The sequence below is a fragment of the Streptomyces sp. NBC_00554 genome (genome assembly GCF_041431135.1).
Lineage (GTDB): Bacteria > Actinomycetota > Actinomycetes > Streptomycetales > Streptomycetaceae > Streptomyces.
Genome location: NZ_CP107799.1, coordinates 7248647 through 7271957, shown reverse-complemented (window position 1 = coordinate 7271957; position 23311 = coordinate 7248647). Strand labels below are relative to the sequence as shown.

General features: G+C 70.9%; 22 protein-coding genes. 12 read left to right on the top strand and 10 right to left on the bottom strand.

Annotated elements, in window-relative coordinates:
- Nucleotides 1-139: 139 nt before the first annotated feature.
- The 5 genes from OG266_RS32035 (at nt 140) to OG266_RS32015 (ending at nt 5680) form a co-directional block, all read left to right on the top strand.
- Nucleotides 140-1171 carry a hemin ABC transporter substrate-binding protein gene (locus OG266_RS32035; protein ID WP_371549941.1) on the top strand — a complete coding sequence of 344 codons (1032 nt, stop codon included), beginning with the start codon at nt 140-142 and terminating at the stop codon, nt 1169-1171.
- A 218-nt stretch (nt 1172-1389) separates the two neighbouring features.
- Entirely contained in the window at nt 1390-2544 is a 1155-nt protein-coding gene (efeO, locus tag OG266_RS32030; RefSeq protein WP_266464670.1) for an iron uptake system protein EfeO, read from the top strand.
- A 13-nt stretch (nt 2545-2557) separates the two neighbouring features.
- On the top strand, nt 2558-3817 hold the full coding sequence (gene efeB / locus OG266_RS32025; protein WP_371549940.1) for an iron uptake transporter deferrochelatase/peroxidase subunit: 1260 nt from the start codon (nt 2558-2560) through the stop codon (nt 3815-3817).
- 2 nt (nt 3818-3819) lie between these two features.
- Nucleotides 3820-4710: an iron uptake transporter permease EfeU gene (gene efeU / locus OG266_RS32020; protein ID WP_371549938.1), complete on the top strand. Its 891-nt coding sequence runs from the start codon at nt 3820-3822 to the stop codon at nt 4708-4710.
- Complete coding sequence (locus tag OG266_RS32015) at nt 4658-5680, top strand: hypothetical protein (RefSeq protein WP_371549937.1); 1023 nt, start codon at nt 4658-4660, stop codon at nt 5678-5680. The genes efeU and OG266_RS32015 overlap by 53 nt, the downstream gene beginning before the upstream one ends.
- Nucleotides 5681-5694: 14 nt before the next feature.
- Here the strand turns inward: OG266_RS32015 and OG266_RS32010 are convergent, their stop codons facing one another.
- Complete coding sequence (locus OG266_RS32010) at nt 5695-6423, bottom strand: bifunctional DNA primase/polymerase (RefSeq protein ID WP_371549935.1); 729 nt, start codon at nt 6421-6423, stop codon at nt 5695-5697.
- 171 nt (nt 6424-6594) lie between these two features.
- The gene (locus OG266_RS32005; protein ID WP_371549933.1) at nt 6595-7266 is read right to left on the bottom strand and encodes a TetR/AcrR family transcriptional regulator; all 672 of its coding nucleotides are present in this window, start codon (nt 7264-7266) and stop codon (nt 6595-6597) included.
- Between the two features lie 102 nt (nt 7267-7368).
- On the opposite strand from OG266_RS32005, the gene OG266_RS32000 reads away from it, so the two are divergent.
- The gene (locus OG266_RS32000) at nt 7369-7611 is read left to right on the top strand and encodes a DUF6243 family protein (RefSeq protein ID WP_371549931.1); all 243 of its coding nucleotides are present in this window, start codon (nt 7369-7371) and stop codon (nt 7609-7611) included.
- On the opposite strand, the gene OG266_RS31995 is transcribed toward OG266_RS32000, so the two are convergent.
- From OG266_RS31995 to OG266_RS31985, 3 genes are all read right to left on the bottom strand, one after another.
- Entirely contained in the window at nt 7608-8591 is a 984-nt protein-coding gene (locus OG266_RS31995; RefSeq protein ID WP_371549930.1) for a small ribosomal subunit Rsm22 family protein, read from the bottom strand. The genes OG266_RS32000 and OG266_RS31995 overlap by 4 nt on opposite strands.
- Nucleotides 8592-8821: 230 nt before the next feature.
- Nucleotides 8822-9994 (bottom strand): serine hydrolase domain-containing protein, encoded by a 1173-nt coding sequence (locus OG266_RS31990; protein WP_371553031.1) that lies wholly within the window; start codon nt 9992-9994, stop codon nt 8822-8824.
- Nucleotides 9949-11277 (bottom strand): multidrug effflux MFS transporter, encoded by a 1329-nt coding sequence (locus OG266_RS31985; RefSeq protein ID WP_371549928.1) that lies wholly within the window; start codon nt 11275-11277, stop codon nt 9949-9951. Before OG266_RS31985 ends, OG266_RS31990 begins: the two co-directional genes overlap by 46 nt.
- A gap of 92 nt (nt 11278-11369) precedes the next feature.
- On the opposite strand from OG266_RS31985, the gene OG266_RS31980 reads away from it, so the two are divergent.
- Nucleotides 11370-12371: a Gfo/Idh/MocA family protein gene (locus OG266_RS31980; RefSeq protein WP_371549927.1), complete on the top strand. Its 1002-nt coding sequence runs from the start codon at nt 11370-11372 to the stop codon at nt 12369-12371.
- 19 nt (nt 12372-12390) lie between these two features.
- Here OG266_RS31980 and OG266_RS31975 read toward each other — a convergent pair whose 3' ends face one another.
- On the bottom strand, nt 12391-14037 hold the full coding sequence (locus OG266_RS31975) for an alkaline phosphatase (protein ID WP_371549926.1): 1647 nt from the start codon (nt 14035-14037) through the stop codon (nt 12391-12393).
- 145 nt (nt 14038-14182) lie between these two features.
- On the opposite strand from OG266_RS31975, the gene OG266_RS31970 reads away from it, so the two are divergent.
- A complete protein-coding gene (locus OG266_RS31970) occupies nt 14183-14941 on the top strand; it encodes an SDR family oxidoreductase (RefSeq protein ID WP_371549925.1) in 759 nt (252 codons plus the stop codon).
- Between the two features lie 291 nt (nt 14942-15232).
- Here the strand turns inward: OG266_RS31970 and OG266_RS31965 are convergent, their stop codons facing one another.
- Nucleotides 15233-16381, bottom strand: coding sequence for a D-alanyl-D-alanine carboxypeptidase family protein (locus tag OG266_RS31965; protein ID WP_371549923.1), 1149 nt, complete (start codon nt 16379-16381; stop codon nt 15233-15235).
- Between the two features lie 420 nt (nt 16382-16801).
- Between OG266_RS31965 and OG266_RS31960 the strand changes: the two genes are divergently transcribed.
- Nucleotides 16802-18262 (top strand): ABC transporter permease, encoded by a 1461-nt coding sequence (locus OG266_RS31960; RefSeq protein WP_371549921.1) that lies wholly within the window; start codon nt 16802-16804, stop codon nt 18260-18262.
- Nucleotides 18263-18370: 108 nt separating this feature from the next.
- Nucleotides 18371-19093 (top strand): ABC transporter ATP-binding protein, encoded by a 723-nt coding sequence (locus tag OG266_RS31955; protein ID WP_266464618.1) that lies wholly within the window; start codon nt 18371-18373, stop codon nt 19091-19093.
- Between the two features lie 24 nt (nt 19094-19117).
- Here OG266_RS31955 and OG266_RS31950 read toward each other — a convergent pair whose 3' ends face one another.
- Complete coding sequence (locus tag OG266_RS31950; protein ID WP_371549919.1) at nt 19118-20122, bottom strand: aldo/keto reductase; 1005 nt, start codon at nt 20120-20122, stop codon at nt 19118-19120.
- Nucleotides 20123-20183: 61 nt separating this feature from the next.
- The gene (locus OG266_RS31945) at nt 20184-20510 is read right to left on the bottom strand and encodes a nuclear transport factor 2 family protein (RefSeq protein ID WP_266464612.1); all 327 of its coding nucleotides are present in this window, start codon (nt 20508-20510) and stop codon (nt 20184-20186) included.
- Between the two features lie 173 nt (nt 20511-20683).
- On the opposite strand from OG266_RS31945, the gene OG266_RS31940 reads away from it, so the two are divergent.
- Together OG266_RS31940 and OG266_RS31935 are read left to right on the top strand one after the other, a co-directional pair.
- Nucleotides 20684-21256 carry a DoxX family protein gene (locus OG266_RS31940; protein WP_266464608.1) on the top strand — a complete coding sequence of 191 codons (573 nt, stop codon included), beginning with the start codon at nt 20684-20686 and terminating at the stop codon, nt 21254-21256.
- A gap of 74 nt (nt 21257-21330) precedes the next feature.
- A complete protein-coding gene (locus OG266_RS31935; RefSeq protein WP_371549916.1) occupies nt 21331-21702 on the top strand; it encodes a MazG-like family protein in 372 nt (123 codons plus the stop codon).
- On the opposite strand, the gene OG266_RS31930 is transcribed toward OG266_RS31935, so the two are convergent.
- On the bottom strand, nt 21692-23299 hold the full coding sequence (locus OG266_RS31930) for a thiamine pyrophosphate-dependent enzyme (protein WP_371549914.1): 1608 nt from the start codon (nt 23297-23299) through the stop codon (nt 21692-21694). The two genes, OG266_RS31935 and OG266_RS31930, sit on opposite strands and share 11 nt — an antisense overlap.
- Nucleotides 23300-23311: the final 12 nt, after the last annotated feature.

The following is a 23311-nucleotide window of genomic DNA, read 5'->3' as shown; positions in this document are numbered from 1 at the left end:
GAAAGGTAAGGCTAACCTAAGCTATGCCCGGCAGGTGCCGGAAGAGGCCGGAGCGGCTGGAAGCAACTGGCGGCGACCGGACGCGGCCAGAGACAGCCGGGAGCAGCGGGAAGCAGACCGAGAGGATGGATGGACGAGGATGAAGGACGGGACCGTGCGCCGTCGGCGCACACGAATGGCGGGCGCCCTGCTGTCCGCGCTCGCCCTCCTGACGGCCGCGACCGGCTGCGGGGGCGCGGCCGAGAGCGCGGAGTCCACAAAGGAGACCTCGAAGGAGACCGCCACCTCCGCCAACCGTCTCGAACCCCTCACAGACCGCGCGAAGCCCCAACTCCCCGTCACCGTGAGCTCGTCCGACGGGAAGAAGGTGACGGTCCGGGCCGCCGACCGGATCGTCCCGCTCTCCGGCAGCCTCAGCGAGATCGTCTTCACGCTCGGGCTCGGCGACCGGGTCGTCGCCCGTGACATCACCGCCACCTTCGATCAGGCGGAGAAGCTGCCGGTCGTCACCCGCAACCACGACGTCTCGGCGGAGAGCGTGCTCTCGCTGAAGCCGGACCTCGTCCTCGCCGAGACGACGACCGGGCCCGACGCGGCCATGGAGCAGATCCGCGACGCGGGCATCCCGGTCCTCGTCGTCGACCCGGCGCAGGGCCTGGAGGATGTGGGCCCGCGCATTCAGGCGGTGGCCGACGCCCTCGGCGTACCGGCCGACGGGAAGCGGCTCACCCAGCGCTCGGAGGATCGGATCGCCGCGGTACGCAAGGAGATTCCGGCCCGCGAGGAGCATCCGCGCGTCGCCTTCCTCTATCTCCGCGGCTCGGCCTCGGTGTATCTCATCGGCGGTAAGGGTTCGGGAGCCACCTCGCTGCTCGAAGCGGCCGGAGCGGTCGACGCCGGCGCCGAGTCGGGTCTTGAGAAGGACTTCACGGCCATCACCACCGAGGCGCTGGCCCAGGCCGCCCCCGACGCGATCCTCGTGATGACCAAGGGCCTCGAATCGGTCGGCGGGATCGACGGTCTCGTCAAGATCCCCGGCGTCGCGCAGACTCCGGCCGGGATGGAGCGCCGGGTCGTGTCGGTCGAGGACGGGGTGCTCCTCAACTACGGGCCGCGCACGGACCAGGTGCTGAGGTCGATCGTGAAGCAGCTCTACGGGGACGGTAGTTGACAATCCGGTTGACACTCCGCGGCTTTTGACCCGCTCTTTGCCGTTCCATGGGGTGCGGATTGAGCCACCGTGATCAAGCCGAGCCCATACACCGTCCATGAGAGCTGAATCACTGGACGGACGGGTAGTACTCAGGTAAGCCTCAGATAAGTTAGGTCGGCCTCACCTGGATCTATGCACTCCCCGTGAACCCGCAGAGCCCTCGCCTTGGAGCCCGTATGCGCCCCGTCCGACTCTCCGTCGCCACCGCCGTCGCCGCCGCGGCGGCCCTGACCGCCGTCACGGGCTGCACAGAGAAGAGCAACGCCTCGTCCAGCGGTGACAACCTCATCGAAGTGACCGCCACCGACTCCAAGTGCGAGGTGTCCAAGAAGGAGTTCCCCGCCGGGCACGTCGAGATCGCCGTGGAGAACAAGGGCTCCAAGGTGACCGAGATGTACCTCCTCTTCCCGGACGACCGGATCGTCACCGAGCGCGAGAACATCGGCCCGGGCACCAAGCAGACGGTCACCGCCGAGGTGAAGGCCGGCGACTACACGATCGCCTGCAAGCCCGGCATGAAGGGCGACGGCATACGCCAGGACGTCAAGGCCACCGGCGGCACGGTCGCCAAGCGCGACCCGCGGCTCGACAAGGCCGTCGCCGCCTACCGCAAGTACGCGCAGGCGCAGGCCGACGAGACGCTGCCCAAGGTCAAGGTCTTCACCGACGCCGTCAAGGCCGGCGACCTGGAGGCCGCGAAGGCGGCGTACGCGCCCTCGCGCATCGGCTGGGAGCGCACCGAGCCCGTCGCCGAGGCCTTCGGTGACATCGACCCGAAGGTCGACGTCCGCGAGGACGGTCTGGAGGAGGGCCAGGACCCGGAGACGGACTGGACCGGCTGGCACCGTCTGGAGCGCTCGCTCTGGAAGGACAAGAAGCTCACCGACCGCGACTCCGAGCTCGCCGACCAGTTGGTCACCGACCTGACCGACTGGCAGAAGCGCGTCGGCACCGCCGAGATCACCCCGACCTCCATGGCCAACGGCGCCAAGGAGCTCCTCGACGAGGTCGCCACCGGCAAGGTCACCGGCGAGGAAGAGTTCTACTCGCACACCGACCTGGTCGACTTCAAGGCCAACGTCGAGGGCGCGGAGGAGTCGTACACCCTCCTGAAGCCGGTCGCCGCCGAGAACGACGCGGCACTGACGAAGGAACTCGACAAGCAGTTCGCGGCGCTGAACACGCTGCTCGACCAGTACCGCGAGGACAAGACCTCCTACGAGTTCACCTCGTACGACAAGGTCGGCGCCGCCGACCGCAAGGAGCTCTCGGACGCGGTCAACGCGCTCGCCGAGCCCCTGTCCAAGCTCGCCGCCGCTGTCGTGAAGTAGACGAGGGACCACCATGACGGACACCTCCAGCGCTTCCACCCCCTCCCGGCGTTCGCTGATCGGCTGGGGCGGTGCCGGGCTCGCGCTCGGTGCCGCCGCGGCCGGTGGCGCGGTGGCCATGACCCGTACGGGCAATGACGTGGATCCGGCGGCCGCCGAGTCCGGCGCCGCGATCGCCTTCCACGGAGCGAACCAGGCGGGCATCGCGACTCCGGTGCAGGACCGGCTGCACTTCGCCGCGTTCGACGTGAAGACGGACGACCGCGCCGCGTTCGTACAGCTGCTGAAGGACTGGACCGAGGCGGCGCGGCGGGTCACCGCCGGGCAGGCGGTCGGCGAGGGGGCGTACGGCGGTCTGGCCGAGGCGCCGCCGGACGACACCGGTGAGGCGCTGGGCCTCAAGCCCTCGCGGCTGACCCTCACCATCGGCTTCGGGCCGTCCCTGTTCGAGAAGTTCGATCTCGCCGGCCGGCGGCCGGCGGCTCTCGTCGACCTGCCGAAGTTCGCGGGCGACAACCTGGACAGGAACCGCAGCGGCGGCGATCTCTGCATCCAGGCCTGCGCGGACGACCCGCAGGTCGCGGTGCACGCGATCCGCAACCTGGCCCGGATCGGCTTCGGCAAGGTCGTGATGCGCTGGTCCCAGCTGGGCTTCGGCAAGACCTCCTCGACGACGCCGGACGCGCAGACCCCTCGCAACCTCATGGGCTTCAAGGACGGCACCCGCAACATCGCGGGGACGGAGACCGACCGGCTGAAGAAGTTCGTGTGGGTGGACGAGAAGGCAGTCGACGAGAACTCGGCCTGGATGACCGGGGGTTCGTACCTCGTCGCCCGGCGGATCCGGATGAACATCGAGACCTGGGACCGGACTCCGCTCCAGGAGCAGGAGGACATCTTCGGCCGCGACAAGGCGGAGGGCGCCCCCGTCGGCAAGGCGAAGGAGCGCGACGAGCCGTTCCTGAAGGCGATGAAGCCCGACGCGCACGTACGGCTCGCGCACCCCGACTCCAACGACGGGGCGACGCTGCTGCGCCGCGGCTACTCCTTCACCGACGGCACGGACGGCCTGGGCCGCCTCGACGCGGGCCTGTTCTTCCTCGCGTACCAGCGCGATGTGCGCACCGGCTTCATCCCGGTGCAGCGCAACCTGGCCATCGACACGCTCAACGAGTACATCCAGCACGTGGGTTCGGCGGTCTTCGCGATCCCACCGGGCGTCCGGGACAAGGACGACTGGTGGGGCCGGACGCTGTTCTCCAAGGAGGCGTAGCCGTGTTCGCGAACTATCTGATCGGCCTGCGCGAGGGGCTGGAAGCCAGCCTGGTCGTCTGCATCCTCGTCGCCTATCTGGTGAAGACCAAGCACCGTGAAGCGCTGCGGCCGATCTGGATCGGCATCGGCGTCGCGGTGCTGATCTCGCTCGGCTTCGGCTTCGCCCTGGAGTACGGCTCGCAGGAGATGACGTTCAAGGCGCAGGAGCTGCTCGGCGGTTCGCTGTCGATCGTCGCCGTGGGCCTGGTGACCTGGATGGTCTTCTGGATGCGGCGCACGGCCCGGCATCTGAAGGCGGAGCTGCACGGAAAGCTGGACTCGGCGCTGCTGATGGGCACGGGGGCGCTGGTGGCCACCGCGTTCCTGGCGGTCGGCCGGGAGGGCCTGGAGACCTCGCTGTTCGTGTGGACCTCGGTGCACGCGGCCGGTTCCGAGGACGGCACGTTCAAGCCGCTGCTCGGCGCGCTGCTCGGCCTCGCCACGGCGGTGCTGCTCGGCTGGCTGTTCTACCGGGGTGCGCTGCGCATCAACCTGGCCAAGTTCTTCACCTGGACCGGCGGCATGCTGGTCGTGGTCGCCGCGGGCGTGCTGGCGTACGGCTTCCACGACCTCCAGGAGGCCGACTTCCTGCCGGGCCTGACGAACAAGGCGTTCGACATCAGCGGCGCCATCCCGCCGGACAGTTGGTACGGCACCCTCCTCAAGGGCGTCTTCAACTTCCAGCCCGATCCGACCGTCCTCCAGGTCACGGTGTGGGCGCTGTACCTGATCCCGACTCTCGCGATTTTCCTCGCCCCGGTAGGGTTCGCCTCCGGGAAGGGGAGGGTGAAGACGCCTGATGAGCAGGGATCGCAGGGTTCGCGGGGATCGCACCATTCGAAGGCTTCGTAGTAGCGGCCAATTCGCCCTGGCGACGGGCGCGGTGACCGTTCTGTCCTTGACGGCGAGCGGCTGCGTGGTCGTGCACGGGGAGCGGGAGATCGTGCCGGCGGCGACCCAGGCGGAAGCCGCCCGCGCGCTCAAGGACTTCACCACCGCGTACAACGAGGCGGACAAGGCGTACGACCGCTCGCTGGACGCCGGCCAGGTCACCGGCCCGCTCGCGGACATCGACGGCGCGAAGCTGGAGGCCGGGCACAAGAACAGCCCGGCAGGCAACGCGGCGCACTCTCCGCTGGAGCTGACCGACGCGAAGTTCACCATCCCCGAGAAGGCGGGCTGGCCGCGCTGGTTCCTGGCCGACACCGACTCCAACAAGGGCTCGGACGACACCCGTTGGCTGGTGGTGTTCACCCGGGGCAGCGCGAGCGACGTGTGGGAGGCCTCGTATCTGACCGTTCTCGCCGCCGACGGCATACCGGAGTTCGAGAAGGACGCGGACGGCTGGGCGCAGCCGGTCACCGCGGACGACGCGGCCCTCGCGGTCGAGCCGGACAAGCTGGGCCAGGCGTACGCGACCTATCTGGCGAGCGGCGGCGACACCTTCGCGCCGGGCGCCTACACCTCCGAGTTGCGGGCCCTGCGCGAGAAGAACGAGAGCAAGCCGGGCCTGGCCCGGCAGTACGTCGACGAGCCGCTCAACTCCGGTGACTACGCCCCCGTCGGGCTGCGCACCAAGGACGGCGGCGCGCTGGTCTTCTTCACCACCCGCCACTTCGAGAAGCAGACCGCGGCGCAGGGCGTCGACATCAACGTCACCGACGCGAACATCAAGGCCCTGATGACGGGCGAGGTGAAGCAGGCCCTCACGCTGGAGTTCGTCGCCAACGAGGCGGTCCTCGACCCGGCGAAGGGGTCGGGGGACCAGCAGGTGAAGTTCCTGAGCCGGGTGCAGGGGCTGACGGGGGCGAAGGGCGAGTAGCGGAGGCGAGCGGTTCAGCCCCGGTGGGGCCAGGCCGCCAGCTGCTCCGTGCCGTCGCCGGCGTAGCGGGCGCAGGCGTCGGTCAGGATTTCGAGGATGGTGAGCGGGTCCGGCAGGGGGTGCTCGGGGCCCCGTACCCAGTCGACCGAGAGGTCACCGGGGAGCTGGGCCGGCGGCACCAGGACGTACGAGCCGCGACAGTGCCAGCGCAGGCCCGGGTGCTCGTCCATCGTCTCGGGGTGGCAGTCCAGCTCGCAGGGCCACCACTCGTCCTCGTCCTCGGGCGTACCGCGGGTGGCCGTGAAGAAGAGCATGCGGTCGGCGCCGGACTGGGCGACGGGTCCGACCTCGATACCGGAGGCGAGCAGCCGCTCCAGCGCCTCGCGCCCCGCGTCGAGCGGTACGTCGAGGACGTCGTGCACCATGCCGGTCGCGGTGATGAAGTTGGCCTGCGGCTGATGCCGGGCCCACCGCTCGATCTGGGCGCGGTCGGTCGTGGACTGGGTCTGCCAGGCGAAGGAGATGGGGTGGCGCGCGGGGGTGGGGCAGCCGACGCGGTCACAGGAGCACCGGTACCCGGAGGGGTACGCGGCCTGCGCGAGCGGCAGCCCGGCGGCGGCAGCGGCGAGCAGCAGGGCTTCACGCCCGCCGTCACCATCGGCGGTCTCCTTCGGACGGCGTCCACGCAGCCACTGGGAGATCCTGCCCTGCGCGCCTGAGCGGCGGCCGAACTCTGCGCTCATGTATCCCCTCGCCTAGCCCTAGATACCCCACGTCTTGCCCTATGGTCCCACCATCCTGCGCCCCGGGTGGCCAGAGCTGACATCCGGGGTGGGTGGGGGCGATGCGCTCTCGGCCGGAATCAGGCCTGTTTGCATGCTTTGGTGTGATTTATCTCGCCGTCTCGGTAGCGCTCAGCGTGGGGCGAGGCCGTGGAGGGCGTAGTCGACGAGGGCGTCCGTGTAGTCGTAGGTGATCGGGCCGGTGTGCTGGAGCCAGCGCTGGGCGAGCGGGGAGACCCAGAGCTCCAGGGCGATGCGCAGGTCGATGTCCTGGCGCACCTGGCCGGCGTCCTGGGCGGAGCGCAGCCGCTTCACGTACAGCTGGAGCTGGGGTTCGAGGAGCTTGGTCACGAACTCGACGCCCACCTCCTTGTTGACGACGCCCTCGGCGGCCAGCGCACGCGAGGGGATCTCGAACTTGGGGTCGAGGAGCTCGTCGACGGTGGCACGCAGGACCAGTTTGAGGTCGGCCTCCAGATCACCGGTGTCCGGGATCTCGTACGCCGCCTGCTCCCCCAGGATCTCGGGCCGGGCCGCGGCCTCCGCCGCCTGGGCGCTGAGGTCGATGAACGCCTCCAGGAGCACCTCGGCCTTCGAGGACCACCAGCGGTAGATCGTCTGCTTGCCGACGCCGGCGCGGGCGGCGATGCCCTCGATGGTGGTCTTCGGGTAGCCGACCTCGCCGACGAGGGCGAGGGCGGCGTCGTAGATCGCGCGGCGGGACTTCTCGCTGCGGCGGGTGGCGTCGGGGGTGGGCTTGCCCGAGGGCGGGGAGGGCTTCTGGACGGGCGGCTTCTGGACCATGGGGCGAATTTATCAGGTTGACAAGACGATGCGTCTCGCCGGACAGTGGTGAGCATCTGGCGAGACGAACCGTCTCGTTGCTGACCGGAGAGGGAGACCGAGATGAGCCGAGGCGGAAACGGAAACATGCTGGGCGTCGGCGGAACCCGCAGCAACCTGGGCCGCAAGGCGCTGCGCGGCGGGGGCCGGGGCAAGCAGGTCGGCGGGGGCCAGGATCCGCAGAGCCAGAAGCGGGAGCTGCTGCGCAGGCTGCAGGAGAGCCGCGCGGAGGGACCTGCGGACGGACGTGCGGAGGAACGCGTGGATGGCCACGCGGAGGACCGTGCGGAGGAGGAGCGGGGTTAGTCGCCCTGGGGCGGCGGCGGCCAGGCGTCGCCCCAGGCCGCGTCGCGGGCCGCCCGGTACAGCAGGCCGTGGCGCTTGGTCACCGTCTCCCGGCGCAGGGACTCGTCGGGTTCGCACAGTTCCAGGAGTACCTGGCCCTTGCGGATCTGGGGCTTGCGGACGACGCGGGAGGGGGCCGGGGCCGGCGGGAAGCGGGTCGCGGCGACATAGCTGAACTTCTCGTCCTCGTACGGCAGGGAGCCGCCCTTGACCTGGCGGTGCAGGGAGGAACGGCTGACCCGGGCCGAGAAGTGGCACCAGTCCTCGCCGGGGACGATGGGGCAGCGTGCGCTGTGCGGACAGGGTGCGGCGATCCGGAACCCGGCGCCGATCAGGCGGTCGCGGGCGTCGATGACGCGGGCGTAGCCGTCGGGGGTGCCGGGCTCGATGATCACGACGGCCTGGGCGGCGGACGCGGCGGCGTCGACCACGGAGGCGCGGTCGGCGTCGGTCAGTTCGCCGAGGACGTAGGAGACGGTGACGAGATCAGTGCTCTCGATGGTGAGCGCCGCTCCGATACGAGAGCGGTGCCACTCGGCGGCCTTCAACTCCGGGTTCGCCGCGGCGATTTCCCGGCCCAGCGCGAGCGCCGGTTCGGCCCAGTCGAGGACCGTCACCGGGCGCGTGCCCTCCCAGGTCGCGTTCACCGCCCAGGTCGCGGCGCCGGTGCCGCCGCCGATGTCCACGTGGCTGTCCGGTGCCCAGGCCGGGGCGGCGTCCGCGAACTCGCTGAGCGCCGTGCGTACCGCCTCGAAGGTCGCGGGCATCCGGTACGCGGCGTACGCAATCACGTCCTCGCGGTCGCGGAGGATCGGGGTGTGGGTGGGGGTGCGGCCCCGGTAGGTCGCGATCAGCCGCTCGACCGCCTGGGTGGCTGCCTTCGGGGGGAGGCCGTCGAGGAGGCCGGCGAGGGCGGTGCGGAGGGTTTCGGCGGCGGTCACGTCGTGATTCTACGGTCGGGGGTGGGGTGTTTTTTCGCCCCCTCCGCCCCTTCCCATTCCCGTCCCTTGGGGGCTCCGCCCCCAAACCCCCGCTCCTCAAACGCCGGAGGGGCTGAACTACTCAGCCCGTCCGGCGTTTGAGGACGAGGCCGTCCAGGCCGAAAGCGGGGGTCTGGGGGCGGCAGCCCCCAGGAACGGGACGGGAAGGGGCGGAGGGGGCGAAAAACCCCTCAAGTCCCCCGCACCGCCCGAGCCACCCGAGTCCCCACCGCCGCCCTTGGCGCGTTGTCGGCGGCCCGGCGCCGCGGATGCACCGTATTCGCCAGCAGCACCACGAACGTGTCCGTCGCCGGATCCAGCACCAGCGACGTCCCCGTGAACCCCGTGTGCCCCGCCGCACCGCGCCCCGCGAGCCCGCCCATGAACCAGGCCTGGTCGAGGGCGAAGCCGAGACCGGGCGGGGTGAGCATGAGTTCGACGAAGTCGGGGCCGAGGATGCGGGCGGGGCCGTAGGAGCCGCCCGCGAGGAGGGTGCGGCAGAAGACGGCGAGGTCGCGGCCCGTGGAGAAGAGGCCGGCATGACCGGCCACACCCCCGAGGGCCCAGGCGTTCTCGTCGTGGACGACACCACGGAGCATGCCCCGGTCGGCCTTGGCCCACGGCCACCGCTGATCCTCCGTCGCCGCGGCCCCCGGACACGGCCCGAAGCGGGTGGCCGTCATCCCGAGCGGCCGGGTGATCCCGTCACGCACGAGGACGTCAAGGGCTCGCCCGGTGGTGCGCTCAAGGACGTACTGGAGGAGGAGCAGATTCACGTCCGAGTAGACGTACTCCCCCGGCTCCGACACCGGCGCCTCCGCACGGAGCATGGTGAGCCGCGCCCGGTCGTCCGGGCAGTCGTACAGCGGGAGTTCGGGCCGCAGCCCGGAGGTGTGGGTGAGCAACTGCCGTACGGTGATGCCGTGTTCGGCGGCCGCCCGGAAGTCCGGCAGATACGCGCCGACCCGCGCGTCGATGCCGAGCGTGCCCCGCTCCAGCTGCTGCACCGCGGCGACCGCCGTGAACAGCTTGGTGAGGGAGGCGAGGTCGAAGGGGGTGTGGGCGGTCATGGGAACCCGTGCCCCGGGCGGCAGTTCGACCCCCGTGTCCGTCTCCTGGTCGTAGGAGGCGTAGCGGACCGCCCACCCCGCGGCCTCTTCGACGGCGATGACCGGGCCGCGCCCGGCGACCAGCACGGCGCCCGCGGCCCAGGGGTCCGCCCCGCCCGTGAGGGCGTGGACCTCCCGTACGAGATGCTTCAGTTCTCCGGGGTCGAGCCCGGCCCGTTCCGGTGAGTCGATGCGCAGTCTCGGTGCGCTCAGCTGTCCGCCGCCTTTCCGTCCGATGTGCGTCTTCCCTGCCAGGGACGGCACAGTCCCACGAAGCAGGCGGCCGCCACCAGTACTGCGGCCAGTTGGACGACGGCCATCGGGACGGCGGTGCGCTCCCCGGCGATGCCGACGAGGGGTGAGGCGATCGCGCCGACGAGGAAGGAGGAGGTGCCCAGGAGCGCGGAAGCGGAACCCGCGGCGTGCCGGACGCGCATCAGCGCGAGTGCCTGGGTGTTGGGCAGGGCCACGCCCATCGCGGACATCAGCACGAACAGCGCGGCGGCGACCGGAACGAGCCCGGCCTCGCCGAGGACGCCGGTGGACATCAGCAGCAGCGCGGTCGCGGCGAGCGCGATGACCGCGAGGCCGACGGCGAGAACCTTGTCGAGACCGACCCGGCCGACCAGGATCTTGCCGTTGATCTGGCCGACGATCACCAGGCCGACGGAGTTGACGCCGAAGAGCAGGCTGAAGGTCTGCGGGGAGGCGCCGTAGATCTCCTGGATCACGAAGGGCGAGGCGGAGATGTACGCGAACAACGCGGCGAAGGTGAACCCGCCGGTGAGCATGTAGCCCGCGAAGATCCGGTCGGCGAGCAGTCCGCGCATCGCGCGCAGCGCCTCGCCCACGCCGCCGCTGTGCCGCTCACCGGGCGGGAGGGTCTCGGGCAGCCGGAACCAGACGACCGCGGTGAGCGCGATGCCGACCACCGTGAGGACCACGAACACGCCCCGCCAGTCGGTGACGCGCAGGACCTGGCCGCCGATGAGCGGCGCGATGATCGGGGCGACGCCGGAGATCAGCATGAGCGTGGAGAAGAAGCGGGCCATCGCCATGCCGTCGTGCAGATCGCGTACGACCGCCCGCGCGATGACGATTCCGGCCGCGCCCGCGAGGCCCTGGGCCAGGCGGAAGGCGACGAGGGTTTCGATGTTCGGGGCGACGGCGCAGAGGGCGGTGGCGACGATGTAGCCGAGCAGGCCCACGAGCAGTGGCCTGCGCCGCCCCCACTTGTCGCTCATCGGGCCGACGACCAGCTGTCCGAACGCCATGCCCGCGAGGCAGGCGGTGAGGGTGAGCTGCACGGTCGCGGCGGGGGCGTGCAGGGAGTTCGTGACCTCCGGCAGCGCCGGGAGGTACATGTCCATCGCGAGCGGGGGCGTGGCGGCGAGCCCGCCGAGGATCAGGGTGACGAGGAGTCCGGTGCGGCGGAGGGCGGCGGTGTCCCGTACGCCCGGCGGTACGGCTACCGCCGTCTTCGCTATGTCGCCCTCCGGGCTCTCCTGGTCCCGCGTGGTACGGCCACGCTCGGGCATGTGCCCCTCCCTCTCCGAGTAATCCGCCACCTATGCTCTCAGTTCGAACAGAGTGTTCGGGGTCACAGAGGTCACAGAGCGAGGGACCGGGGATGGCAGTGGATCGCGTGCGGTGGGGGATTCTGGCGACGGGCGGGATCGCTGCGGCGTTCACGGCGGACCTGGTGGACATGGCGGACGCCGAGGTGGTGGCCGTGGCCTCGCGGACGGACGCCTCGGCGAAGGCGTTCGCGGAACGGTTCGGGATACCGAAGGCGTACGGGGACTGGGCGTCGCTCGCCGAGGACGCGGACGTCGACATCGTGTACGTCGCCACTCCGCACTCGGCGCACCGGGCCGCGGCCGGGATGTGTCTGGAGGCGGGGCGCCATGTGCTGTGCGAGAAGGCGTTCACGCTGAACTCGGGCGAGGCGGAGGAGCTGGTCGCGCTCGCGCGGCGGCACGACCGGTTCCTGATGGAGGCCATGTGGATGTACTGCAATCCCGTCATCCGGCGGCTCAAGGCGCTCGTCGACGACGGTGTGATCGGTGACGTGCGCACCGTGCAGGCCGACTTCGGGCTGGCAGGGCCCTTCCCGCCCTCGCACCGGTTGCGTGACCCGGCGCAGGGTGGCGGCGCGCTTCTCGATCTCGGTGTCTACCCGGTGTCGTTCGCGCAGCTGCTGCTCGGGGAGCCCTCGGACATCGCCGCGAGAGCGGTGCTCTCCGACGAGGGCGTTGATCTCCAGACGGGTGCACTGCTCTCTTGGGAGAGCGGTGCTCTCGCTTCGGTGCACTGCTCCATTCACGGCGGCACCCCCGTCGCCGCCTCGGTCACCGGCTCCGCGGGCCGCATCGACATCCCCGACGGCTTCTTCTTCGCGGACCGTTTCGTCCTGCACCGCGACGGCCGCGACCCGGAGGAGTTCACGGCCGAGCCGACGCACGGACCCCGCAACAGCCTCAGGCACGAGGCCGCCGAGGTCATGCGAGCCCTGCGCGCCGGCGAGACCGAGTCCCCGCTCGTCCCCCTCGACGGCACCCTCGCCGTGATGCGGACGCTCGACACGATCCGGGACCGCATCGGCGTCCGCTATCCCAGCGAGACCGACTAGGACAGGTCCTAGCAGGACCTCAGGCCGGCTTCAGCCCCTGGTCGCCCACCTCCGTCACGAACGAAGCCGCCGTCGTGATCGGAGCACCCGGCGTGGTCACGGCCGTCACCGTCTTGAAGTCGGCCCGCGCAAGCTCCCGCCCCAGCTCGACCGTCACATAGCCGCGCCGCCCGTTGTAGAGCTTCATGTGCGGGTTGGCTCCCGTGTACGTGTCCCAGGTCGAGGGCTTGTCGGCGCCGTCGCGGCCGCTCGAGATCGACGTGGCGACGATCTCCGTGCCGAGGGTGCTGGAAGCGGGGTCGTCGAAGTCGTCCTTGATGTCGTAGGCGTACGCGACGTGCACGTCGCCGGTGAGGACCATCAGGTTCTCGATCCCGGCGGACTTGGCCCCGTCGAGGATCCGGCGGCGCGAGGCCCGGTAGCCGTCCCAGGAGTCCATCGACAGCCGTGCCGGGTTCGTGAGGTCGAGCTTGCGCTGCGCGAAGTTCACCTGCTGCGGGACGACGTTCCACAGGGCCCGTGAGCCGCGCCAGCCGTCGAGCAGCCACCGCTCCTGCGTCTCGCCGGTCATCGTGCGCGCCGGGTCGTCGATCTCGGGGCCCGGCAGGTCGAGGCCGTCGCCGTACGCCTGGTCGGAGCGGTACTGCCGGGTGTCGAGGATGTCGAACTGGGCGAGCCGGCCCCAGCGCAGCCGCCGGTACAGCTGCATGTCGGGCCCTTCCGGCTGCTGCGGGCGGCGCAGCGGCTGGTTCTCCCAGTACGCGCGGTACGCGGCGGCGCGGCGCAGCAGGAACTCCTCCGGCGGTACGTCGTTCTCGGGGATGTCGTCGGCGTAGTTGTTCTCGGTCTCGTGGTCGTCCCAGGTGACGACGAAGGGGTGCGCGGCGTGCGCGGCGCGCAGATCGGGGTCGGACTTATAGAGGGCGTACCGCAGGCGGTAGTCCTCCAGGTTCACGGTCTCGTGGTTGAAGAGGTCGGGGAGCACCCGGTCGGTGTAATTGCGGTAGCCGCCGACGGAGTTGACCGCGTACTCGTACAGGTAGTCGCCGAGGTGGAAGACCACGTCGACGTCGTCCTCGGCGAGATGGCCGTACGCGGTGAAGTAGCCGTCGGTGTAGGCCTGGCAGGAGACGGCGGCGAACTTGAGGCCGGACACCTGGGCGTGGGTGGCGGGCACTGTGCGGGTGCGGCCGGTCTCGCTGATCCAACTGCCCGCCTTGAAGCGGTAGTAGAAGACCCGGTCGGCGGCGAGGTGGCCGACCTCGACGTGCACGGTGTGGTCGAACTCGGGGTGTGCGGTGGCCGTGCCGCGCCTGACGATCCGGCGGAACCGGTCGTCGTGGGCCAACTCCCAGTGCACGGTGACGCGTTCGGCGGGCAGCCCGCCGTCGGCCTGGTACGGCACGGGGGCGAGTCGCGTCCACAGGAGGACGGAGCCGGGCTGCGGGTCGCCCGAGGCGACGCCGAGCGTGAAGGGGTCTTCGGTGATCTTCGCCGCGTCGAGTTCGGCGGCGCTCGCCACGCCTGCGGTCGGCAGGTTGACGGCGAAGGCGAGCGCGGCGGCCGCGCCGGTGGCGGTGAGGAAGCGGCGGCGCCCGATGTGACGGGCGACGGCGCGGAGTTCGGGGGCGTGCGGAGACGGATGCTTGTGGGCTGCGGGTGTCATCTTGGCCCTCCCCTGACAGTTGTGGTGCCTGTCATTGGAGTGGCCGGGGTCAACGTGGGATTGGCGCGTACACAACAGCCAGATGGCGGACTGATGAGTTCCGCAAGGCGGACCCCACCGGAAGCCTCACGTACGCTGCGGGGCCATGAATGCCATGCAAACGAAGATCGCGGTGGTGACCGGGGCGGGCTCCGGCATCGGCCGCGCGGTGGCGGTGGAACTGCTGCGCACCGGCTGGTCGGTGGCGCTCGCCGGACGCCGGCCCCAGACCCTGGAGGAGACGGCCGCCCTCGCCCCCGAGGGGCCCACGATCGCCGTACGGACCGATGTCTCGCGCCCCGATGACGTCGACGCCCTCTTCGCGGCCGTACACGACCGCTTCGGGCGGCTCGACCTGCTCTTCAACAACGCCGGCACGTTCGGCCCCGGCGGCGTCCCGTTCGAAGAGCTGCCGTTCGAGGCCTGGCGGCACGTCGTGGACACCAACCTCAACGGCGCGTTCCTCTGTGCGCAGGCGGCGTACCGGCGGATGAAGGAGCAGGACCCGCAGGGCGGCCGGATCATCAACAACGGTTCGATCTCCGCGCACACGCCCCGCCCGCACTCCATCGCGTACACGGCGACCAAGCACGCGCTGACCGGCCTGACCAAGTCGCTGTCCCTGGACGGGCGTCCGTACCGGATCGCCTGCGGTCAGATCGACATCGGCAACGCGGCGACCGACATGACCGAGCGCATGCGAACCGGAACCCTCCAGGCGAACGGGGAGACGGCGGTCGAACCGGTGATGGACGTGGCCGATGTGGCGCGCACGGTGCGGCACATGGCGGAGCTGCCCCTGGAGGCGAACGTGCAGTTCGCGACGGTCCTCGCGACGGCGATGCCGTACGTGGGACGCGGCTGAAAAGTCCACCCCTCGTCCCGCACCCGCCTCGTCAACTCCTCAACTTGCACAAACGGAAGCTGAACCTCCGGACCATAAAGCCCGGTAGCGGGCTTATGCTCAACATCTCCTCCATCAGAGCTTCACACTTGGAGCACGAGACTTCGGTACGGCCACGGTGCACACCACGGACCATACCGAGGGGGGAGGAGCAGCCGTCCGCGGCCCGGGATGGGGGCGGACCTCGCGCGGGACCGCGGGGTATGCACCGGTCCGCGGACGGCTGCACCACAAAGGAACCCTCCGCGTCCGTCAGCGGCGATGACTGCCGCCCCCGGAACCGCGTCCACGGCTGCGACTGCGCACGGCGAGCGCGCCCGCGAGCAGCACGACGGCTCCCCCGGCCCCTCCGGCCATCCCCCACGAGGACTGCTCCGCCTTGCTGGAAGCGGAAGCACCGGCCGCCCCCTTCCGTGTGGGCGTCACGCTCGCGCCGCCCCCCTCGCTGAGCGGTTCGACCAGCGTGCCCACGGACTTGGCGCCGGCCCCTTTCCCGAACCCCCAGTCGAGCAGCGCGGCCGTCTCCTCGTAGACGCCGCTGCCGCCGCTCTCCGGGTGCAGCACCGTGACGAGGAGGGTCCGCCCGTCGCGGGTCGCCGCGCCGGTGAAGGTGTTGCCCGCGTTGCTCGTGTAACCGTTCTTGACACCGATCAGGCCGTCGTACGCCGCCACGCCGTCCGCGCCCGTCAGCAGGCGGTCGGTGTTCTGGATCTGGAAGGTCTTCTTGCCGCCGGCCGGGAAGTCGGCGGTCTTCGTCGAGCAGTAGGCGCGGAAGTCGGTGTCGGCGAGGCCGTGCCGGGCGAAGAGGGTCAGGTCGTACGCGGAGGACAGCTGGCCCTCGTGGTCGAAGCCGTCGGGGCTGACCACCTTGGTGTCCAGGGCCTGCAGATCCTCGGCCCTGGCCTGCATCTGCGCGACCGTCTCGTCGAGACCGCCGTTCATGTGACTGAGCACGTGCACCGCGTCGTTGCCGGAGCGCAGGAAGACGCCGAGCCACAACTCCTCGACGGTGTACGTGGTTCCGGCCTGGATGCCGACGAGGCTGGAGCCCGAGGGAATCCCCGCCAGGTCGGCGGCGGTCACCTTGTGCTTCTCGGTCCGCTCGAACTTCTCGAGGACCGTGTCCGCGAACAGCATCTTCAGGGTGGACGCGGGCGCGAGGCGCCGGTGCGCGTTGTACGAGGCGAGCACCTCGCCGCTGTCGTGGTCCGCGACGAGCCAGGAGCGGGCGGTGAGGCCCCTGGGCAGGCCCGAGGCGCCGCTCACCTGGACGCCGGTGCGGGCGAGCCGCTCACCGCCGATCGTGGTGGCCGCCGAGGCGGGGGCGGCGGCGGCCAGCGGGACGGCGGCCGCGGCAAGGCCGAGGGCGGCACGACGGGAGAGCCGGGTGGAATCACGCATCCCGGGACCGTACAAAGGCAGTCTGTGACACCCGACGGCGGGGTGACAAAGAAAATCCACTGCACTTCCAAAGAAACCGCAAAGGCAGCGGGTGGGAACCCGGCAGCGGCGGCACGCGGCGCCATGTGAAAAGAGCGCGGGCCCATGCGGAAAAGGCACGGACCCGCCCCGTACGCCCATCCACCGTCCCACCGGGAGATACGCACCGGGCGGGCCCGCTGTTCTTCACCAAGAACCCACTCAACAGTCACTACCTGGCATTAAGCCCTAGGGAGCTTAGGAATCAGCTGTCTGATGGAACATTTATGACGGGCCTCACTTTCTCAGCCCTTACACATCACTTACTCAGCCCGACTCAAAGGTTTCTCCATAGCTTGTGGCCGCGCCCACAGCGGGCGCCAAGAACCTTTGAGGAACGGGATGTTTGGCATCTATCTCAAGCGTGAGCTGAGCCGGCGCAAGAAGGCGGCCCTGGTCATCGCCCTGGGTCTGGCGCTCGGTATTGCGCTGGTCATCACCGTCAACTCGGTGTCGGCCGGCATGACACAGGCCCAGGACAAGGTCCTGAAGTCGCTGTACGGGCTCGGCACCGACATGACCGTCACCAAGGCCCAGGCAGCACCCACGGACAGCGAGTCGGGCAGGCCCCGGTTCGAGTTCGACGCGGGCTCCGACAGCGACGACACCCAGAGCTCGGACCGCGTGATGACGCAGGGCGGGCAGGCGCTGAAGGCCTCGCTCGTCACCGACGTCGCCAAGCAGACGGGCGTGGCGAGCGCGGTCGGCGCGCTGAGCCTGAACGTCACCAAGGTCGACGGTTCCTTCACCCAGGGCACGGCGGAGTCCTCGACCTCCGGTTCCGACTCGCAGCAGGGCGGCCCGGGCGGCGGCCAGTCCACCGGCCAGCCGCGCGTGCAGGGCGGCGGCGCCAACTTCGACGTCAACTCGTACACCGTCGCGGGCGTCGACGTCACCAACCAGGACCTCGGCCCGCTCGCCACATCGAAGATCACCACGGGCAAGACCTTCACGACCGCGCAGACCAACTCGAAGGTCGCGGTGGTCAGCGCCTCGTACGCCAAGGAGAACGAGCTCACGATCGCCAAGACGATCACGATCTCCGACACCAAGTACGACATCATCGGCATCGCGACTCCCGACAGCAGCGAGTCGACCACCGACGTCTACCTGCCGCTGAAGCAGGCGCAGACGCTGGCCGACTCGGCCGACCAGGTCACCACGATCTACGTCACGGCGACCGACTCGAAGCAGATCGACACGGTCAAGGCGACCATCCAGAAGAACATCTCGGGTACGACGGTCACCACCTCCGCCGACCTCGCGGACACCGTCTCGGGTTCGCTGTCCACCGCCTCCAACCTCGCGACCAGCGTGGGCAAGTGGCTGTCCATCGCGGTGCTCATCGCCGCGTTCCTGGTGGCGGCGCTGCTCACCTCCTCCGCCGTCTCCCGCCGGGTGCGTGAGTTCGGCACCCTCAAGGCGCTCGGCTGGCCGTCCCGCAAGGTCACCCGGCAGGTCGTCGGCGAGTCCATCGTGAACGGTCTGATCGGCGGCGCGCTCGGCATCGGCATCGGCCTCGCCGCGGCGTACACGGTGACGGCGATCAGCCCGACGCTGACCGCGGAGCTCGGTTCCACGGCGAGCGCGGGTGGCGGCGGCGGTCGCATGGCCGGCGGCGGTGGCCCCGGCCAGCAGGCGGCGTCCAGCACCATGGACATCGCGCTCTCCGCTCCGGTCTCGCTGACCACCATCGCGCTCGCGGCGGGCCTGGCCATCGCGGGCGGTCTGATCGCCGGTGCGATGGGCGGCTGGCGTGCCTCCCGGATGCGCCCGGCGGACGCGCTGCGCAGCGTCCAGTAACCCGCCCTCGGGCCACCTCCCCCGAGCTGGGGCGCCGCGTCCGTTCCCCCCGGGTCGCGGCGCCCCACCCCCCTTTCCTTCTTCACCTGCTTCATCTTCGGAGAACTCATGTACAAGCTCACTGGCGTCACCAAGCGCTACACGCGGGGCAAGGAGACCGTGGAGGCGCTGCGTGGCATCGACCTCACCATCGAGGACGGCGACCAGCTCGTCATCCAGGGCCCCACGGGCGGCGGCAAGTCGACGCTGCTCCAGATGATCGGCGGTCTCGACCGCCCCTCCTCCGGCAGCGTCGAGCTGGACGGCGTGAACCTCGCCGAGATCAGCGAGGCCAAGCTGACCCGGCTGCGCGCCGAGAAGATCGGCATCATCTTCCAGTCGTTCAACCTCATCCCGACGCTGACCGCGCAGGAGAACGTCGAGACGGCGCTCGTACCGCTCGGTGTGAAGCCCAAGGAGCGGCGCGAGCGGGCCGCCGAGGCACTGGCCTCCGTCGCCCTCGGCGACCGCCTCACGCACGCGCCGGCCGAGCTGTCCGGCGGTCAGCAGCAGCGTGTCGCCATCGCGCGCGCCCTGGTCAAGAAGCCGAAGGTGCTCCTCGCCGACGAGCCGACCGGCAACCTCGACGAGGGCACCCGCGACGACATCATGGGCCTGCTCGAAGGCCTGTGGCACGAGTACGGGCTGACCTTCATCATGGTCACCCACGACTCGTCCATCGCCCGCCGCGCGCCCCGCCTCGCGACCATCAAGAAGGGGCAGATCACGTTGAAGGAGCAGAACGGTGGCACGGTGCGCCGCGCCCCCGCTCCTCAGCAGTTCGCCCAGTAGTCCTACGGCGGACCTTCGGGCCGCTCACCGTCCCAGAACGCGGTCGACCTCGGTCAACTGCTCGGCGGTGAGCGGCCCTTCGGCGATCGCGCCCGCGTTCTCCTCGGCCTGGGCGACCGAGCGGAACCCCGGGATCGGGACGGTGCGCGGGCTGCGCGCCCACAGCCAGGCCAGCGCGCCCTGCGCGAGCGTACGGCCGTTGCTGGTGAGGATGTCCCTGAGTGCGTCGACCCTGCCGAGCCACTCCGGGTCGGCGCCACTGCTCTCGGTGAAGCCCGGCAGCCAGGCGGGCGGCGCGTTGCGGATGTCCCCCGCTTCGAGGGCGCGCCCCGCCGCGTGCTTCCCGGTCAGCAGACCCATCGCGAGGGGACTGCGGTTGATGCTCGCGAGGTCCGACTCCTCGCAGAACGCCAGGAGTTCGGGCGCGTCCTGGAGGATGTTCAGGCGGTGCTGTACGGCCGCACAGTGCTCGCCCGCCGCGAAGACGGCCGCACGCTCGGGGTCGTCGGTGCTCCAGGCGTAGGCGCGGATGAGCCCTTCCCGTACGAACTCCTCGCAGGTGTCGCGGAGTTGGGCCGCACGATCCGGGTCGGCGTCGGAGATGTGCAGCTGGTACAGATCGATGTAGTCGGTGTCCAGGCGGCGCAGTGAGGCGGTCAGCGCGCGGCGGGCGTAGGCCGGGGAGTCGTCGCTGCCGAGGGCGACGCGGCGCTCCTCGTCGATGACGTTGCCCCACTTGGTGGCGACGACCACGTCGGAGCGGCGCTTGGCCAGGGCGCGTGCGAGGACCCGCTCGCTGTGCCCGGTGCCGTACGCGTCGGCGGTGTCGAAGAACGTCACGCCGAGGTCGAGGGCGCGGCGTACGGCCCGTACGGACTCCTCGTCGTCGACCTTGCCCCAGCCCAGGGGCTGCCCGTCGGAGGTCGCCCACTCGCCGCCGATCGCCCAGCAGCCGAAGCCGAGGGCGCTCACTTCGATGCCGCTGCGGCCCAGTGTCCTGGTCCCGTTGGTGTGCTCGGTGTTCTCCATGCCTCTGGACGCTAGGAGTTGGAGTGCACGCGAAGGCAAGGCCTTTACGGTGGGCGGTGCTTCAGGCCTGGCCCGTTTCGAAGCGGGAGATCTTGCCACCGTCGTCGACCGTGAAGCTCCACTTCGTCTTCATCTCGCCCCAGGTGTCATTGCTGTAGTGGGCGATGAGGGAGCGGCCGCCGTTGGACTCGTTGTCGACGTCCATGTGGCCGTGGGAGGAGAAGATCTCCCGGTCGGTCCAGTCGGCGAGGTCACGGTCGGAGCCGTCGTCGGACATGGTGGCGCCGGGGGCGAGGAGGGCTTGGAAGGCGTCGAGGTCGTGGGCGTTCACAGCGGTGACGAACGCCCGGACGGCCGGGTCGCTGAGTTTGGCTACCTGAATCGTCATGCCAGACAGAGTCACACCGCTCCCCCGGGCCCGCCACCCGAACGGCCGCGCGGGCGCGTGGGGTGGGGTGATCGGTGCGACGGTGGAAGTCCCTTCAGTCCGTCCGTTCACTTCGTCCGCTTACTTGAGTCTCTCCACTCCGTCTGTTCACTCCGTCCGTTCCGGGAGTCACCGTGACCTGTTTCGACCGACGCGATCTGGGGCTGCTGCTGCTCCGTCTGGGCACGGGCGGGGTGCTGGCCGCGCACGGGGCGCAGAAGCTGTTCGGCTGGTTCGGCGGGGGCGGGCTCGAAGACACCGGGGCGGCCATGGAGTCCATGGGCTACGCGCCGGGAAAGGCGAGCGCGACGGCGGCGGGCCTCTCCGAGGCTGGCGGCGGCGTGCTGCTGGCACTGGGCCTCGCGACACCCGCCGCCGGGGCGGCGGCGGCCGGCGCGATGGCAGGCGCGGCGGCGGTGCATGCGCCGAACGGGTTCTTCGCGCACGGCGGCGGCTACGAGTACGCCGCGAGCCTCGGCCTGACGGCGGCGGGCCTCGCCGTGACCGGCCCCGGCCGGCTCTCCCTCGACCATGTGCTGGGGCACGCGGTGAACCGCGGCTGGATGGTGCCGACGGCGCTGGGCGTGACGGCGGCGGTCACGGCGGTGGTCGTGGGGGCGCGGAACCAGCGGGTGCGGAAGATCGCGGAGGGCGAGCAGGAGTCGCTGTTCGACGAGGAGGCGTTCAGCCAGCAACTGGACGAGTAGGTACCCCGCGGCACCCGACTCGTGGTCGACGAGCAGGTGTCCGGCCGCCGTCCCGGGGATGGGAGGCTGCTCCCATGGCTGACAACCGCGCTGACGAGTACGACGTCTGGGACACGATCGACCGGCTGCACGCCTGGCTGGACGCCAACCAGGCGCACACCGGACGCGAGTTGCTCCTCCTGCGCATGCTGAAACTCTCCGAGGAGGTCGGCGAGGTCGCGCAGGCGGTGATCGGCGCGACCGGCCAGAACCCCCGCAAGGGCACGAGCCACACATGGGACGACGTCCGGTCCGAACTCTGCGACGTCGCGATCACCGCCCTGGTCGCCCTGCGCACCCTGGCCCCGGACGCCCGCGAGGTGTTCACCACCCACCTGTCCGGCGTCGAGGAACGCTCACTCGGCCCGGCGCGAACTCCCGGAGCGGCGGCGGACGTCAGGGCCTGAACTCGCCGTCCGCGGAGACCGCGACCTCGAGGACGAGGGGTTCCGTGCGGTCGGCCAGGGTGGGGCAGAGCGCGTCGAGCGTCTCGCACAGGTCCGGGTAGCTGTCGATCCGACGGACCGGGCAGCCGAGGGACTCGGCGAGCCCTGCCACGTCGACCTCCTCGAAGGCGGGCCACGGCGGCTTGCCGCCCTGCTGCTCCGCGAGCCGGTCCATCACCGCGTAGCGGCCGTTGGCGAGGACGACGAAGACGGCGCCGACGCCGTAGTGGGCGGCGGTCCACAGGGACTGGACCTGGTACAGCGAGGACCCGTCACCGACGACGGCGACCACCGGGCGGCGCGGCTGCCCCATGCGCACCCCGATCGCGGCCGGCATCGCGAAGCCGAGTCCGCCCATGGCGGCGCTGAGGAAGCCGAGCGGCCGCCGGGCGGGCAGCAGCGCGTGCAGGTCGGGGCGGGAGAAGGGGGTCTCCTCCACGATCACGGTGTCCGCGGGCAGGCGCCGCGCGAGCGCCGCCAGTACGTGGGCGGGGCTCAACTGCTCCCCGGGGGCCGGGGGTTCGGGGTGCGGAGTACGCGAGGCCGGCTCCGACGTCGGCGGCCGGGGCGGGGTGCGGCGGGCGAGCCGGTCGCAGAAGTCCGGCAGCGCGGCGACCACCGCGAGTTCGGCGGGGGCGCGGTGCGCCTCGGCCGGGTCCTCGGTGACGACGACCACCCGGGCGCCGGTCAACTCCCCCGACGTATACGGGTATTGGCGCAGGAACGGCGCGCCCACGCAGAGCACCAGGTCGTACGGGGCGAGCGCGGCGCGCAGTCTCGGGCGGTCGGCGGGCAGGTGCCCGGCGAACAGCCGGTGGTCCTGCGGGAATCCGGCCCGTGCCCCGAAGGGCTCCTGCCACACCGGGCAGTCGAGCCGCTCGGCGAGGGAGCTGAGCGCGGTCCAGGTCCCGTCGTTGTCCGCGCCCGCTCCGACGACGAGGGCCGGCGCGGTGGCCCCGGCCAGCAGCGCGGCGACCTCGGCGACGACCGACGCGTCCGCCGACGCCGCCCGGCGCAGCACGGCGGGTGCGGGAACCGGCAGATCCTCGGCCGGCTCCGCCCAGTCGTTCATGGGTACGAGGACCAGCGCGGGCCCCCTCCCCTCGCGGGCGGCGTGCACGGCCCGGCCGATGGCGCCGGGCACGTCCTGGGCGCGTACCGGCGACTCCACCCGGACCGGGTAGTCCCCGGCCAGGCCGTGCAACTGCCCGGCGAGGAACGGCTCCTGGGCGAGGTGTCTGCGGTCCTGCTGGCCCACGAGGACCACCAGGGGTGCCCGGTTGACGCGGGCGGTGGCCAGCGCGCCCACCGCGTTGCCGAGGCCCGCCGTCGTGTGCAGCAGCACCAGCGCCGGCTCCTCGCGCGCCAGCGCCCAGCCGGTGGCCGCGCCCACCACCGAGCCCTCGTGCAGGGCGAGTACGAACTCCAGGTCCGCGGGCAGGTCGGCGAGCAGGGACACCTCCGTCGAGCCCGGATTGGCGAAGAGGGTGGTCAGCCCGTGCAGACGCAGCACGTCGAAGGCGGCGTCGCGGACGGTGCGGGTTGCGGGTGCGCTCACCCCAACAGCCGC

Excerpts from the sequence above, each read along its gene's own strand:
- OG266_RS31985 (WP_371549928.1), bottom strand. The coding sequence starts at position 11,277 with ATGCCCGAGCGTGGCCGTACCACGCGGGACCAGGAGAGCCCGGAGGGC.
- efeB (WP_371549940.1), top strand. The coding sequence starts at position 2,558 with ATGACGGACACCTCCAGCGCTTCCACCCCCTCCCGGCGTTCGCTGATC.
- OG266_RS32015 (WP_371549937.1), top strand. The coding sequence starts at position 4,658 with ATGAGCAGGGATCGCAGGGTTCGCGGGGATCGCACCATTCGAAGGCTT.
- OG266_RS32000 (WP_371549931.1), top strand. The coding sequence starts at position 7,369 with ATGAGCCGAGGCGGAAACGGAAACATGCTGGGCGTCGGCGGAACCCGC.
- OG266_RS31960 (WP_371549921.1), top strand. The coding sequence starts at position 16,802 with ATGTTTGGCATCTATCTCAAGCGTGAGCTGAGCCGGCGCAAGAAGGCG.
- OG266_RS31945 (WP_266464612.1), bottom strand. The coding sequence starts at position 20,510 with ATGACGATTCAGGTAGCCAAACTCAGCGACCCGGCCGTCCGGGCGTTC.
- OG266_RS32010 (WP_371549935.1), bottom strand. The coding sequence starts at position 6,423 with ATGAGCGCAGAGTTCGGCCGCCGCTCAGGCGCGCAGGGCAGGATCTCC.
- OG266_RS31955 (WP_266464618.1), top strand. The coding sequence starts at position 18,371 with ATGTACAAGCTCACTGGCGTCACCAAGCGCTACACGCGGGGCAAGGAG.
- OG266_RS31950 (WP_371549919.1), bottom strand. The coding sequence starts at position 20,122 with ATGGAGAACACCGAGCACACCAACGGGACCAGGACACTGGGCCGCAGC.
- OG266_RS32035 (WP_371549941.1), top strand. The coding sequence starts at position 140 with ATGAAGGACGGGACCGTGCGCCGTCGGCGCACACGAATGGCGGGCGCC.
- OG266_RS32005 (WP_371549933.1), bottom strand. The coding sequence starts at position 7,266 with ATGGTCCAGAAGCCGCCCGTCCAGAAGCCCTCCCCGCCCTCGGGCAAG.
- OG266_RS31975 (WP_371549926.1), bottom strand. The coding sequence starts at position 14,037 with ATGACACCCGCAGCCCACAAGCATCCGTCTCCGCACGCCCCCGAACTC.
- OG266_RS31935 (WP_371549916.1), top strand. The coding sequence starts at position 21,331 with ATGGCTGACAACCGCGCTGACGAGTACGACGTCTGGGACACGATCGAC.
- OG266_RS31980 (WP_371549927.1), top strand. The coding sequence starts at position 11,370 with ATGGCAGTGGATCGCGTGCGGTGGGGGATTCTGGCGACGGGCGGGATC.
- OG266_RS31965 (WP_371549923.1), bottom strand. The coding sequence starts at position 16,381 with ATGCGTGATTCCACCCGGCTCTCCCGTCGTGCCGCCCTCGGCCTTGCC.
- efeO (WP_266464670.1), top strand. The coding sequence starts at position 1,390 with ATGCGCCCCGTCCGACTCTCCGTCGCCACCGCCGTCGCCGCCGCGGCG.
- OG266_RS31970 (WP_371549925.1), top strand. The coding sequence starts at position 14,183 with ATGAATGCCATGCAAACGAAGATCGCGGTGGTGACCGGGGCGGGCTCC.